This is a genomic window from Corallococcus sp. 4LFB (genome assembly GCF_046520365.1).
Classification (GTDB): domain Bacteria; phylum Myxococcota; class Myxococcia; order Myxococcales; family Myxococcaceae; genus Corallococcus; species Corallococcus caeni.
This window is the reverse complement of the sequence record NZ_JBKGHJ010000243.1, coordinates 1-12718: the sequence shown is the minus strand read 5'-3', so window position 1 is coordinate 12718 and position 12718 is coordinate 1. Positions and strand designations below refer to the sequence as shown.

Here is a 12718-nt window from a genome sequence, read left to right as displayed (position 1 = left end):
CCAGGCGGAGCCGCTCTACGCGCGCGCGCTGGCCATCCGCGAAGCCGTGCTGGGCAAGAACCACCCGGACCTCGCGGCCTCGCTCAACAACCTGGCCCTCCTGCGTCTGGCGCAGCGCCGCCTGGAGGACGCCGTGCCGCTGTTCACGCGCGCCTTCGCCGTCTCCGAGCAGCGCCTCCGCCGCGAGGCCCTGGAGTTCTCCGAGGCGCGGCTGGCCAGCTTCCTCCAGCACCTGCGCGCGGACGAGGAGCAGCTCTACGCGCTCGTGCGCGCGCACCCGGACTCCGCCGACATCCGGCGTCTGGCCTTGAGCGCGGCGCTGCTGCTCAAGGGCCGCTCCGTTGAAGAGACGGCCGACATCTCCCGCGCGGTCTACCGGAGCCTGGGCACGGAGGAGCGAGGCACCTTCGAGCAGCTGCGCAAGCTGCGCACCCGGCTGGCCCGCCTCTCGCTCCACGGGCCGGCGCGCTCACGCCGTCCGCCTACCAGCGGCAGCTCACGGCGCTGACCGCGCAGGGCGACGCGCTGGAGGCGACCCTCGCCAGCCAGTCCGCTCCCTTGCGCGCGCTGGCGGCGCTGCCGTCTCCCGAGGACATCGTCGACCGTGTCGCCGAGGCCCTGCCGAAGGATGGCGCCCTCGTGGAGTTCATCACCTACGAGGACCGTCCCCTCGTGCCGGGAACGGGCACGGCCCAGCTGCGCTGTCTGGCATTGGTGCTCATGCCCGACGCGAGCATCCGCGCGCTCGACCTGGGCCCCGCGGGGCCCATCGAAGCGGCGGCCTCCAGCCTGCGGGACGCGCTGGCCCGCCGGGACGCCGCCTTCGAGGACTCCGCGCACGCGCTCTACCAGCTCGCCTTCCAGCCGCTGCTGCCGCTGCTGGGCAAGGCCCGCCGCCTCTTCCTGTCACCGGATGGCGAGCTGGCCCTGGTGCCCTTCGCGGCGCTGCACGACGGCCAGCGGTACCTCGTGGACAGCTACGACTTCACCTACGTCACCTCCGGCAAGGACCTGCTGCCGCGTCCCCAGCAGCCCCAGCCCGCGTCCTCCGTGGTGGTGCTGGCGGATCCTGCGTTCAACACGGGGCCCCGGACCGCCGCGCTGCCCACGGGAGGCGCGTCCCTGGTGGCGGAGCGCTCTCCGTCGGCGCGGCGCGAGGACCTGGTGGCGCGGGACTGGGCCCCCGTCCCGCTGCCGGGCTCGCGAGAGGAAGCGGAGGCCATCCAGCGCCTGTTCCCGCAGGCGCAGCTGTTCCTGGGGACGAAGGCGACGAAGGAGCGGCTGCTGCACCTGCGCACGCCGGGCATCCTCCACCTGGCCACCCATGGCTTCTTCCTGGAGGACGCCACCGCGCAGGAGAGCTCGCGGGCCGTCGCGACCTTCGGCGCGCTGGGCGAGGATCCGCAGGCCGCGCGCCGCCGGATCCGCTGCTGCGCTCCGGCCTGCTGCTCGCGGGAGAGACGGCGAAGACGAGCACGGCCTCCTCCGACAGCGCGCTGGTGACGGCGCTGGAGCTGGCGGGACTGGATTTGTGGGGCACGCAGCTGGTGGTGCTGTCCGCCTGTGACACCGGGCGCGGCGCGGTCCGGCGCGGGCAGGGCGTCTACGGCCTGCGCCGGGCGTTCCTGGTGGCGGGCGCGGAGACGGTGGTGATGAGCCTCTGGAAGGTGGACGACGCGACGACGCGCACGTTGATGGAGACCTACTACCGCCACCTGCTCGGCGGGGACGGCCTGGCCACGGCGCTGCGTGAGGCGATGCGGGAGCTGCGCAAGGCGCAGCCCCATCCGCACTACTGGGCGCCCTTCATCGCGATGGGGCGGGACACGCCGCTGCGGTTGCTGGACGCGGGCGGGATGGCTCAGGCCGGCGGCGGGTAGAGGTCCTCGAGGATTTCGGAGCGCTCGGGGTACGTCCGCTCGAACTCGGCCAGGGCCTCGGGGCCGTCATCGAGCGCGCGCATGTACTCGGACCAGGCCTCCGCGAAGTCCTCCGTGTAGACGCCGGAGTCCTCGAAGCTCTCCTCCGTGTAGTCGTTGAGGTGGTTGCCGTCCGCGGCCGCGGCGTCCGCCCAGCCGTCGGGGATGGGCGGGGGCTCGCCCGCGAGCTTCTCGAGGATGCCGGACAGCCAGCTGTCGTTCGCGTCCTCCACCTGCCGGCCGATGAGGTGGCCGATTTCGTGGTGGAAGATGTCGGCCGTCACGTTGGCCTCGCCGCCATAGAAGGTGATGGTGCCGTCGCCCGCGCGCGCGGCGGCGCCTTCCGGATCCGCCTCCCCCTTGATGACGACGTGCTCGAGCGAACCCCGCAGGTCCTCCGGCGTCTCGCTGTACGAATCGATGACCTGGGCGAGCACGGCCTCCGCGTCCACGTCCGCGCCCTCCTCGACCCTCACGGTGAACCGGTCGTTCCCCACGGTGACGACGTAGACGTCGTCACCGCCGCCAGCGACGCCGCCGGGGAGCTGCGTGACGGACACCTGCTCCGTCTTCCCGTCCGTGTTGGTGAAGGGCACCGGGTTGCCCGTCGCCAGGGCCTCTTCCACGGCGGCGCGGCGGGGGTTGATGAGCTTCCCGAGGTCGCCGGGCGACAGGGGCGGGAGCGGCGGGAGGAGCGGCTTCGTGAGCCGGGCGGACTCGAAGCCGCTGGTCCCCTGGAACGCGCGCACCGCCGTGTTCTGGATGCGGGGCGGGGCCGTCAGGGGGGCCGGGGTGGAGACCTTGGGCGTCTGGAGCGCGGGGGCCGGCGCGAGGGCGCGGGACAGAAGCTTCGTGAGCATGAGGGGCTCTCCTTGCCCCCTGTACGGAGTGCGTCCGCAGCCGGTTACACCCGGCCTTACGTCAGCGCTGGTTCACTCACGGAGGACTCAGGCACTGCGCAGCGTGAGCAGCGTCACCTCGGGCGGGATGCCGATGCGGAAGGGGAGCCAGTGCCCCGTGCCGCCGGAGACGTAGAGGTGGCTGTCGCGGAAGCGATAGCGGCCCAGCATGTGCTTGAAGGCGAAGCCGAACAGCGGAACCCCCAGGAAGGCCACCTGTCCGCCGTGGGTGTGGCCCGCGAGCGTGAGGCGCGCGCCGCGCTCGGCGGCGTAGGGGAAGAAGTCCGGGTGGTGGGAGAGGCAGAGGACCACGTCGTCCGGGTGGCCCTCCTTGAACGCCGTCTCCGCGGAGTGCTGCCAGCGCTGGTCGCGCACCGTGCGGCTGCGGCCGGACATGGGGAAGTCCACGCCCACCACGCGCAAGCGCTGGCCGCCGTGCTCCAGCACGTGGGCTTCATCCACGAGCAGCCGGACCGGAGCGCCGCGCTGGGCCAGCTGCGCGTAGCCGCCCAGGACTTCGTCCAGCCCGCGCCAGTGCTCGTGGTTGCCGAGGATGGCGAGCATGCCGTGACGGGCCGTCGTGGAGGCGAGGGCGGCCATCGTCTCATCGAGCTGGTTCACGTCGTCGATGAGGTCCCCGGTCATCACCTGGAGGTCCACGCCCGCGGTGTTCATCACCTCCACGGCGCCGCGCAGGTACTCGGGGGAGATGAAGGGGCCCACGTGGACGTCGGTGATCTGCCCGATGCGGAAGCCGTCGAGCGCGGAGGGGAGGCCGCGCAGCTTCACCTCCACCTCGCGCACGGTGAAGCCCAGGCTGCCGCCCACGACGCCCACGGCGCTGGCGCCCATGGCGAAGACGGGCATGGCCTGACCGGCCTTCACCAGGAGGTTGCGGCGCTCCAGGTCCACACCGGGAGGCGCGGCCCGCTGCCGGCGCTCGGCGTGCAGCTTGAGGACGAGGAACGGCAGGCCCATGAGCATCACCAGCAGCGCGGTGATGCTCCACACGACGGCGAACAGCTTCACCGGCACGAGGAACGGGGGCGTGTGGTGGAGCCCGTAGCCGGTGACGGCCGGCACGGTCCAGGCAGCGAACGCGAAACCCATGAGCCCCAGCAACACGCCATGGCGCCAGCCGCGAGTGACCGCGGGCCACAGCCTGCGCAGCACGAGGTACGCGCCCAGGTAGACGAACAGCAGGACCAGCAGCCTTCCCATCGTGTGCGCGCTCTCGGTGTCGTGAGGAGCCCGGAGGATAACGGACCCCCTGACACCGCGCTGTCCTCTGTCACCGGGCTGCTCGCCTGGGCTCCACGGGCTTGAGCGTGGAATAACTGGAAAATCGGAGGCGGCATGCGCGCGGTGTGGCTGTGGCTGGTGGTGTTGATGGGGTGCGCGTCCGCGCCCGTGCACTCACCGGCGAAGGACTGGGAGCAGGCGGAGGCGTCGCGGGAGTGCGAGGACCGTGATGAGGACCAGTGCCTCACGCACGTCTGCGAGGACGACGTCTGCGCGCTGTTCCGGTGCGAGGACCTGGCACCGAACCGCATCGTGCGCACGCGAGGGGCCATGCCAGTGGCGCCCATCTTCGTGGCGCCGGGCAGCGGGCCTCAGCGGACGTGGGGAAGCGCGCAGGGCCTGCCGGGTGACGCCGTGCCCGTCATGGTGTTCCGCTGGCACCGGCGGGAGAAGCTGCCGAGTGAAGTCCGTCGCGAGAAGGCGCTACAGGAGTGGGCGAAGCGGCCGAAGGAGCGGCACCACATCTTCCCTCAGGCGTTCAAGGTGGACTTCGATGACAAGGGCATCGAGATCCACAAGTACGTCTTGATGATCGACGCGGAATTGCACGCGCGCATCCATCGAGGCGCGCAAGGCGGACCCTGGAACAGGGACTGGCGCGTCTTCCTTGATCGGGACGACGGCAAGGTGCCGATCTCCAAGTACTTTGAACATGCCTCCTGGATGATCCAGAAGTATGAGCTCTTCGGCTTGCCCATGACGTACTGGCAGCAAATCGAACTCTCACCCGTGCCCTTCGAGGACTGAGCGATGCGCTACTTCACGGTGGAGAGCTTTGACTTCGATGAGCCGAGGCATTGGAGCGGCACGTACCGGGCGCACCATCGATGGCACCTGTCAGGCGTCGACTGCCCTCGGGAAGGCATCTGGTCAGGGAAGAGTGCGTTCCCCACCGTCGACCTGTCGGCGGTGGATGAGCCGGTCCTCGCCAACCCCAAAGGGCCCATGTCCCTGGAGGAATACAAGCGGCTGGTGTCGCTGGTGCGTCCCTTTGTTCCTCCGGAGCTTCCCATCCGTGCAGGCGCCTCGTTCGGGCCCATGGTCGGATTCGCCCAAGGCAGGTTCGGCCCGGTCACTTGCGATCCTCCCTGGCAGTTGGTCCTCCGTGAGGACGCCGTCGAGCTGCTCAAGGCCGAGGGGCTGCAAGGAATCATCGCGGTCCGGATGGAGCTCCGGTCCCGCCGCAGCAAGATGCCCGCGCTCTACGAAATGGAAGCGCGCCCCCTGGCGAGGCTGCATCCCGACTGCATCGCCGAATTCAAGACGCCCGCGTGCGACGTCTGCGGCAGTCCGGAGGGCTTCCCGCTGCCGCCGAAGCGCTGGCTGCTGCGCTCCTCCATCCCCGAGGGACTCGACTTCTTCGGCATCAAGGGCGCCAGCAAGCGCGTCGTCAGCGAGCGCTTCGTCGAAACCGTGCAGCGCCTGGGCCCCAGCGACGTGCACTACCAGGAGCTTCCCGCCGCCGATTAGTCACATCCCCCCGCCCGGGCTCGCGAGCCGCAGGTGCGAGTGCAGCGTCTCCGCTCGCAGGTACAGGAACTGCGCATCCCCGAAGGCCAGCGCGTCCCCGTCCGTGAGCAGCCGCACCTCGCCCTCGCCCAGCTCCGCGGCGTTCAGCCAGGTGCCGTTCATGGACCCCAGGTCCTTCACGGAGCACGTCCCCTGCGCCGCGTGCCAGCGCAGCACCGCGTGCTGCTTGGACACGGACGGGTCGTGCACCATCAGCGTGCACCCCTCAATCCGCCCCACCTTCATCTCCTGCCCGTCCCGCTCCGGCCCCAGGAAGTGGACCTCCAGCGAGTCGAACGCCTGGAGCATCACCAGCAGCCGGTCCACCAGCCGCGAGCGGTGCGCCATCCCCACCGTGCGCGCCTCCGCCAGCCGCAACGCCACCTGCTGGAACACCGGCTCCGGCGGCTGCTGGATGAGCACCACCGGCCCGGAGGCTTGCAGGAACGCCTGCACGGGCGCGTACGCGAACGGGCGGAGCTTTTGGACGGAAGGCATCACGCCCCCAGGTTACCCCCAGCCCCGCCCTGGCGCGAGCCGCCGGTCCCCAGTGTCAGGTGCCCGGCGGTCCTTCCACCCACTTCAGGACGCCGCGGACGCCTTCAGCAGGTGGTCCCCGTAGTCCTCCCGCAGCTTCATCTTCAGGAACTTCCCCGTCGACGTGCGCGGAATCTGGGTCACGAAGAGGATGTCATCCGGCAGCCACCACTTCGCGAACTGCTTCTCCAGGTGCGCCGTCAGCTCCGCCTTCGTCGCCTGCTGTCCCGGCTTGAACACCACCGCCGCCAGCGGGCGCTCGTCCCACTTCGGATGCCGCCCCGCGAACACCGCCGCCTCCAGCACGGACGGGTGCGCCATCAGCGCGTTCTCCAGCGCCACGGAGCTGATCCACTCGCCGCCGGACTTGATGACGTCCTTGCTGCGGTCGGTGATGTGCAGGTAGCCCGCCGGGTCGATGGTCACCACGTCGCCCGTCTTGAACCACCCGTCCTGCGTGAACCGGTCCTTGCCCTCGTCGCCGTAGTACGACGCCGCCACCATGGGCCCGCGCACCTCCAGCTCGCCCATGGCCTTGCCGTCCCAGGGCAACACCTCCCCGGTGTCGCTCACGTGCCGCGTCTCCACGAACGGCACGGAATAGCCCTGCGACGCGTACGCCTCCAGCTGCGCCTCCGGCGAGGCCGTGTGCAAATCCCCCTTGAGCCGCGCGAGCGTGCCCACCGGGTTCATCTCCGTCATGCCCCACGCGTGCAGCACGTTCTGCCCGTGGCGCTTGCGGAACCCGTCAATCAGCGCCGGCGGCGCCGCGGAGCCGCCAATCACCATGTGCCGCATGGCGCCCAGGTCCCACTTGCCCGGCTCGCGGTCCAGCTGCGCCAGGATGCCCAGCCAGATGGTGGGCACGCCGCCGGCCACCGTGACCTTCTCGTTCTGCATCAGCTCCAGCAGCGACTGCGGGTCCAGGTGCGGCCCGGGCAGCACCTGCTTCGCGCCCGTGAGCAGCGCGTCGAACGGCAGGCCCCACGCCGCCGCGTGGAACATGGGCACCACCGCCAGCACCGTGTCGGACTCCTTCAGCCCCAGCACCTCCGGCAGGCAGCACACCAGCGTGTGCAGGACGATGGAGCGGTGGCTGAAGAGCACGCCCTTCGGGTTGCCCGTCGTGCCGGACGTGTAGCAGAGCATCGCCGCGCTGTTCTCATCCAGGCGCGGAAAGTCGAACGTGGGCGCCTCCGCCGCGAGCAGCTGCTCGTAGTCCAGCCTTCCTTCGGGCACCGGGCCGTCGTCCGGGATGACGATGACGTGCTTGATGTGGCCGGCGGCCTTCTCGAACTTCTCCACCAGCGGCAGGAGCGAGCGGTCCACCACCACCACCGTGTCCTCCGCGTGGCGCGCGATGTAGCCCAGGTCGTTGGGGTGCAGCCGCAGGTTGAGCGTGTGCATCACCGCGCCCATCGCCGGCACGCCGAAATACACTTCCAGGTGCTGGTGGTGGTTCCAGCTCAGCGACGCCACGCGGTCTCCGGGCTTCACCCCCAGCCGCGTGAGCGCGTTCGCCAGCCGGCAGACGCGCTGGTGGAAGTCCGCGTACGTGTAGCGGTGCAGGGACTTGTCCGGCCTGCGGCTGACGATCTCCTGCGCGGCGTAATAGGAGCGCGCCCGCTCCAGGAAGTGCGTCAGGGTGAGCGGGAAGTCCATCATGCGACCGGTGAGCATCGGCACCATCCCTTCGGGTGAGGGGGAAGGGCCGGATGCTACCGGATGCGCGGCGCCATGCCCGCCACTCCCCGTGGGAGCAGGCATGGCGCATCACGTCAATGTCAGCCGAAGAAAACCTGCGCGACCTCGAAGAACTCCTTGGGCACGCGCTTGAGCTCCCGGGTGGCCTCCGCCAGCTGCTCGCTGACGATGTCGTTGCCGCGCAGGGCGGCCATCCTGCCGAACTCGCCGCGAGCGACCATGTCGCACGCATGCACGCCGAACCGGGTGGCGAGCACCCGGTCGTGCGCCGTGGGGGCGCCGCCGCGCTGGATGTGGCCCAGCACGGAGACGCGCGTCTCGAAGCCGGTGCGCCGCTCAATCTCCGCGGCGACGATGTTGCCCACGCCGCCCAGGCGCGGCCGGCCCGCTTCGTCCAGGGCGCCCGTGGTGACCAGCTGCTCGTTCTGCTCCGCGGACAGCTTGATGCGCGTGCCCTCCGCCACCACGACGATGGAGAAGGTGCGCCCGCCCGCGTTGCGGCGCACCAGGTGCTGGGCGACGGCCTCCAGGTCCGCGGGAATCTCCGGGACGAGGATGACGTCCGCGCCGCCGGCGATGCCCGCGTAGGTGGCGATCCAGCCGACGTGCCGGCCCATCACCTCGCAGACGATGACGCGCTTGTGGGACTCCGCGGTGGAGTGCAGCCGGTCCACCGCCTCCGTGGCGATGGAGACCGCGGTGTCGAAGCCGAAGGTGAAGTCCGTGCCGTTGAGGTCGTTGTCGATGGTCTTCGGCACGCCGACGATGCGCAGGCCCTCCTGGGACATGCGCGTGGCGGCGGACAGCGTGCCCTCGCCGCCGATGGCGATGACGGCGTGGATGCCGTTGCGCTCGATGGCGCGCTTCACGCGCTCCAGGCCGTTCTCCACCTTGAACGGGTTGACGCGCGAGGTCCCCAGGATGGTGCCGCCCCGGTGGAGGATGCCGGAGGTGGTCTCCCGCGTGAGGCGGAAGTGGTTGTCGTCCAGCAGGCCCTTCCATCCATCCCGCAGGCCCATCATCTCGAAGCCGTGCTCGCTGGCACGGCGGACGATGGCTCGGATGACCGCATTGAGGCCGGGGCAATCACCCCCGCCGGTGAGCACGGCGACTTTCATGTGACAGGTTCTAGCGCGACCCGGCCTCCGCGCGTGAGGACGGATTGCACGGGGCGCCCGTGGGCAACGCTTCCCGGTTCCCCGGGCGTGCGGGGGACCTGGCCTGTCAACCGCCAGCGGCGCTCCCGTGTCATGCCGGAGGCGCGTGGCCTTGCCGCGCGGCGCCACGCACCGGGCGGCTGGGGGGCCGGGGGAGGACGGCATATGCTGGCCGGCCCATGAACCCAAGGGTGTTCCAGACGGAACAGGAGGCGGCCAGCGCCTGCGCGGCGCGCATCGCCGAGGCGGTGCGGCGCACGCCGGAGCTGGTGCTGGGGCTCGTCACGGGGCGCTCGCCGCTCAACGTGTACCGGAACCTGGTGGACCTGGCGGCCCGGGGGGCGCTGGACCTGTCGCGGGCCACGACGTTCAACGTGGACGAGTTCCTGGGGCTGCCGCCGGAGGACGCGGGCAGCTTCCGCGCGTACATGGACCGGCACCTGTTCCGGCATGTGAATCTGTCAACGGAGCGGATCCACTTCCTCGACGGGTGCGCGCCGGACGCGGAGGCGGAGTGCGCGCGCTACGACGCGGCGCTCGCGGCGGCTCAGCGCGACGCGGCGGGCTTCCGCGCGGAGGCGAGCACGGGCTTGCTTCCCCGGCGCCGTGACCCTGGGGGCCACCGGAGGCTTCACGGTCGCGGACGCCTTTCGCGCGGCGGAGCCTTCGCGGCGGCGGCCTTCGCCGGAGCCTCGGAGCGGGCCGGGCGCTTCGCCAGGACCGGCGCCTTCGGCCGGGTGTGCTCATAGGCCGCGAGCACCTTGGCCACGTAGAACTCCGTCTCCCCGTTGCGCGGCACGTGCCCGTTCACCGACCCCGGGCCCGCGTTGTACGCGGCCACCGCCAGCCGCACGTCGCGGAACCTGCGCAGCTGCTCGGCCAGGTAGCGCCCGCTCGCGTCGACGGAGGGCGCCGGGTCGAAGGGGTCCTCCACCCGCATCAGCGCCGCCGTGTCCGGCATCAGCTGCCCGGGCCCCATGGCCCCCGCGGGCGAGATGCGGTGCACCCGCGTCTCCGACTCCACCTGGATGAGCGCCCTCAGGAGCCCGGTGGGAATCCCGTGCCGGCGCTCCGCGTCCGCGATGAGCGGCTCCAGCGGCGGGTGGTCATCCAGCACGCACGCGGGCCGGTGCGCCACGTAGGCCCCCAGGGCGCGCGCCTTCGTCTGGAGGAAGGAGAAGGACAGCGGCGACACCTGCGTGCCGCCCAGCCAGGCCACGCCCACGTTGAGCACCACCACGGGCACCAGCGCGCACGGCACCAGCCACGCCCACCTCGGAATCTCGATGCCGCCCACGGCCCGCTTGCGTCCCACCCTCCCCACTTAAGGGCCCCGCGCGTCCCCGTCCAGCTTCCGGCCCGCGGCAGTGGACACCGGGCCCGGCCGCCCCGGCGCGAGTGGCCGGGGCGGGGGCTCCCGCGCGCCTAGAACAGCAGGCCGAAGTAGTTGGCGCTCGCCTTGGCGCCCACGCAGACCTCGACGTCCGCGGTCCACGACTGCGTGGGGGGCGACCCCGTGGCCTGGAAGAGGAACTCCAGCTGCTCCTGCTTCGCCAGGTCCAGCACGTCCACCGGGCCGCTGCTGGTGAGCTGGAGGGTGTTGGTGGAGCCGGTGGTGCCCGTGCGCCGGAACTCGCCCAGCAGCACGTACTCCGCGGAGCCCGGCTTGCGCACGGAGAGGCTCGCGCGCTCGATGCCGCTGATGTCCGTGCTGGCGGTGGCGTCGAAGAGCTTCAGCCGCAGCTCCGTCTCCACGTCGGCGTCCTCGGGCAGCGCGCTGGCGAAGTCGCCCAGCGGAATCTCGAAGGACTGCTCCACGGAGCCGCTGATGGGCGGGGCGGCGGGGAAGGACAGGTCGTTCTCGGTCTTGCAGATGCGCTCGGCCTCCACCTCGAGGGTGAAGAGCGAATCACAGCCCGTGCCCAGCAGGGTGACGGCGCTGGCGAGCAGGAGGGTGCGGAAGGATGGCGTTCGCATGGTGGGAGGTCTCCTGGCTCAGAAGAAGTAGACGATGAAGCCCAGCTTCACCGACGGGATGGTGGCGCGCACGTGCAGCGGCCCGGACGTGACGCTGTCGTCGTCCGCCGCGTCCTGGATGAGCGGCGTGGGGTCCGGCACGGTGAGCGCCACGTAGCTCAGGCCCACGTTGAGGAAGAAGTTGAAGCGGCTCTTCGTGCCCACCTCCAGGCCCAGGCTGCCCGTCACGTAGTTGTACGTGACGTCGCGGATGGCCTCCGACGTGGCGCTCGGCTCACGGCCCAGCCAGTCCAGCACCTCGCTGTACTCCGAACCGAAGTAGTGCCCGACCTCCGCGTTGATGGACGGCGCGATGAAGGTGTCCATGGGCAGGATGCTCACCCCGCCGCGCACGCCGATGCTGAGCGTGTTGGTGGTGGGGCCCGCGTGCAGCCGCAGCCAGTTCGTGGGGCGCACCACCGCGGACAGGCCGATGCCGTGCGGAGCGCCCGCGTCCAGCAGCAGGCCCACCCTGCGGGGCGAGTCGTCGTCCTGCGCCGCGCGGGCGTGGCGGTGCCCAACACCGCCAGGCACCCCAGGGCGATGCCGGAGGAGAGAAGGGAGGGGTGTCGTCGTCTCAAGGAAGAGGAGTCCATCGTCATGACGAAAGTTCCACGGTGAATGCCGGCCCAGCGGCCATTCTTCGCGGAAGGCGAGCGGGAAATGAAGCGGGACGCGTGAATCCCGTACGGGCTTTCCGGGATGCCAGGACACGCGGTGGGGGGACTGCCCGGTTCCCGACACGCGGAGTCGTCAAAAGCGACCCGGAAATGCGTGCAATGCCTGTCAAATCACCGACGTCCTGTTCAATCCCCCGGGTGATGTGCAGCCATTCCGCGCGATGCGAGCGTATGATGAAAAGACACGGTGACGTGGCGTTCAGGGCCGGGAACCGGGGGGCCAAGGATGATCGACGAAGTCGATCTGCGCATGAAGGCGTGGGTGGGACGCATTGCCACGGAAGCGCCTGTCTATCTGGGCGTGCCCGACCGTGAGTCCCTGGACAGGGGTGTCTGTCTTTACCTCCTGGAGCTGGGACCGGCGCCCCTGACGCGCGCGGGGAAGCGGGGCGGCCTGCAGTTCACCGTCTGTTATCTGGTGACGGTGGGCGCGGAGACGCCCGAGCGCGCGCACCGGCTCCTGGGCGACCTGGTCTTCGCGGCCATGAGCGACAAGGAGCTGGAGGTGGACCTGAGCCCGGTGCCAGCGGCGCTGTGGGCGGGCCTGCGCTCCGCGCCGCGTCCCGCCTTCCGCCTGCGGGTGCAGGTGCGCAAGGAGCAACCCCTGGCGGAGGTGCGATGTCTGTCTTTGGTGGACGTGGCGTCCGCGCCGGCCCCCCTGCTGGGGCGGGTGGTGGGGCCCGGTGACGTGCCCATCCGCGGCGCGTGGGTGGCGCTGCCGGAGCTGCAGCTGAGCACGCGCACGGACGCGCAGGGGCAGTTCCACTTCCCCCGCCTGCCGCCGGTGGAGTCGCTGGGCCGGCTGGAGGTGCGCGCGGAGGGCGAGATGCTGGCGGTGGAGTCGGAGGTGCTCGCCCGGGACGGCGCGTTGATCATCCGGATGCTGGTGAAGGAGGAGTGACGATGGCCGCGGGACCGCCAGCCGAGGCCGTGGGGACGCTGCCCCGCGCGCGGCGGCACCTGGCGTGGGTGCTGGTCCTGGCGCGGTGGTTGAA

12 protein-coding genes and 1 pseudogene are annotated in these 12718 nt (G+C 71.0%); 5 read left to right on the top strand and 8 right to left on the bottom strand.

Going from position 1 to position 12718, the window contains the following annotated elements; genetic code table 11:
* Window positions 1-1880 (top strand): annotated as a pseudogene (locus ACLEQD_RS24105) (CHAT domain-containing protein); the annotation flags it as partial.
* Here the strand turns inward: ACLEQD_RS24105 and ACLEQD_RS24100 are convergent.
* Together ACLEQD_RS24100 and ACLEQD_RS24095 are read right to left on the bottom strand one after the other, a co-directional pair.
* Window positions 1862-2779 carry a hypothetical protein gene (locus ACLEQD_RS24100; RefSeq protein WP_410387088.1) on the bottom strand — a complete coding sequence of 306 codons (918 nt, stop codon included), beginning with the start codon at window positions 2777-2779 and terminating at the stop codon, window positions 1862-1864. The pseudogene ACLEQD_RS24105 and the gene ACLEQD_RS24100 sit on opposite strands and share 19 nt — an antisense overlap.
* An 87-nt stretch (window positions 2780-2866) precedes the next feature.
* Complete coding sequence (locus tag ACLEQD_RS24095) at window positions 2867-4039, bottom strand: metallophosphoesterase (RefSeq protein ID WP_410387086.1); 1173 nt, start codon at window positions 4037-4039, stop codon at window positions 2867-2869.
* A 135-nt stretch (window positions 4040-4174) separates the two neighbouring features.
* Here ACLEQD_RS24095 and ACLEQD_RS24090 point away from each other — a divergent pair, with 135 nt between their 5' ends.
* Both ACLEQD_RS24090 and ACLEQD_RS24085 read left to right on the top strand, forming a co-directional pair.
* Window positions 4175-4867 carry a TIGR02269 family lipoprotein gene (locus ACLEQD_RS24090; protein ID WP_410387084.1) on the top strand — a complete coding sequence of 231 codons (693 nt, stop codon included), beginning with the start codon at window positions 4175-4177 and terminating at the stop codon, window positions 4865-4867.
* 3 nt (window positions 4868-4870) lie between these two features.
* Window positions 4871-5590, top strand: a complete 720-nt coding sequence (locus ACLEQD_RS24085) for a double-CXXCG motif protein (RefSeq protein ID WP_410387082.1) — start codon at window positions 4871-4873, stop codon at window positions 5588-5590.
* Here the strand turns inward: ACLEQD_RS24085 and ACLEQD_RS24080 are convergent, their stop codons facing one another.
* The 3 genes from ACLEQD_RS24080 to ACLEQD_RS24070 form a co-directional block, all read right to left on the bottom strand.
* On the bottom strand, window positions 5591-6127 hold the full coding sequence (locus ACLEQD_RS24080) for an FHA domain-containing protein (protein WP_410387080.1): 537 nt from the start codon (window positions 6125-6127) through the stop codon (window positions 5591-5593).
* A gap of 84 nt (window positions 6128-6211) precedes the next feature.
* Entirely contained in the window at window positions 6212-7846 is a 1635-nt protein-coding gene (locus ACLEQD_RS24075; RefSeq protein WP_410387079.1) for a long-chain fatty acid--CoA ligase, read from the bottom strand.
* Between the two features lie 104 nt (window positions 7847-7950).
* The gene (locus ACLEQD_RS24070) at window positions 7951-8988 is read right to left on the bottom strand and encodes a 6-phosphofructokinase (RefSeq protein ID WP_410387077.1); all 1038 of its coding nucleotides are present in this window, start codon (window positions 8986-8988) and stop codon (window positions 7951-7953) included.
* Window positions 8989-9218: 230 nt separating this feature from the next.
* On the opposite strand from ACLEQD_RS24070, the gene ACLEQD_RS24065 reads away from it, so the two are divergent.
* A complete protein-coding gene (locus tag ACLEQD_RS24065) occupies window positions 9219-9776 on the top strand; it encodes a 6-phosphogluconolactonase (RefSeq protein ID WP_410387075.1) in 558 nt (185 codons plus the stop codon).
* Here ACLEQD_RS24065 and ACLEQD_RS24060 read toward each other — a convergent pair.
* From ACLEQD_RS24060 to ACLEQD_RS24050, 3 genes are all read right to left on the bottom strand, one after another.
* Window positions 9659-10342 carry a lytic transglycosylase domain-containing protein gene (locus ACLEQD_RS24060; protein ID WP_410387074.1) on the bottom strand — a complete coding sequence of 228 codons (684 nt, stop codon included), beginning with the start codon at window positions 10340-10342 and terminating at the stop codon, window positions 9659-9661. The two genes, ACLEQD_RS24065 and ACLEQD_RS24060, sit on opposite strands and share 118 nt — an antisense overlap.
* Before the next feature lie 110 nt (window positions 10343-10452).
* The gene (locus ACLEQD_RS24055) at window positions 10453-11004 is read right to left on the bottom strand and encodes a hypothetical protein (protein WP_410387072.1); all 552 of its coding nucleotides are present in this window, start codon (window positions 11002-11004) and stop codon (window positions 10453-10455) included.
* An 18-nt stretch (window positions 11005-11022) separates the two neighbouring features.
* Window positions 11023-11577, bottom strand: coding sequence for a hypothetical protein (locus ACLEQD_RS24050; protein ID WP_410387070.1), 555 nt, complete (start codon window positions 11575-11577; stop codon window positions 11023-11025).
* A 372-nt stretch (window positions 11578-11949) separates the two neighbouring features.
* Between ACLEQD_RS24050 and ACLEQD_RS24045 the strand changes: the two genes are divergently transcribed.
* The gene (locus ACLEQD_RS24045) at window positions 11950-12624 is read left to right on the top strand and encodes a carboxypeptidase-like regulatory domain-containing protein (protein WP_410387069.1); all 675 of its coding nucleotides are present in this window, start codon (window positions 11950-11952) and stop codon (window positions 12622-12624) included.
* The last annotated feature ends 94 nt before the right edge of the window (window positions 12625-12718 follow it).

Coding starts and splice junctions, on each gene's coding strand:
- ACLEQD_RS24095 (WP_410387086.1), bottom strand. CDS start 4,039: ATGGGAAGGCTGCTGGTCCTGCTGTTCGTCTACCTGGGCGCGTACCTC.
- ACLEQD_RS24085 (WP_410387082.1), top strand. CDS start 4,871: ATGCGCTACTTCACGGTGGAGAGCTTTGACTTCGATGAGCCGAGGCAT.
- ACLEQD_RS24075 (WP_410387079.1), bottom strand. CDS start 7,846: ATGCTCACCGGTCGCATGATGGACTTCCCGCTCACCCTGACGCACTTC.
- ACLEQD_RS24100 (WP_410387088.1), bottom strand. CDS start 2,779: ATGCTCACGAAGCTTCTGTCCCGCGCCCTCGCGCCGGCCCCCGCGCTC.
- ACLEQD_RS24055 (WP_410387072.1), bottom strand. CDS start 11,004: ATGCGAACGCCATCCTTCCGCACCCTCCTGCTCGCCAGCGCCGTCACC.
- ACLEQD_RS24045 (WP_410387069.1), top strand. CDS start 11,950: ATGATCGACGAAGTCGATCTGCGCATGAAGGCGTGGGTGGGACGCATT.
- ACLEQD_RS24090 (WP_410387084.1), top strand. CDS start 4,175: ATGCGCGCGGTGTGGCTGTGGCTGGTGGTGTTGATGGGGTGCGCGTCC.
- ACLEQD_RS24070 (WP_410387077.1), bottom strand. CDS start 8,988: ATGAAAGTCGCCGTGCTCACCGGCGGGGGTGATTGCCCCGGCCTCAAT.
- ACLEQD_RS24080 (WP_410387080.1), bottom strand. CDS start 6,127: ATGCCTTCCGTCCAAAAGCTCCGCCCGTTCGCGTACGCGCCCGTGCAG.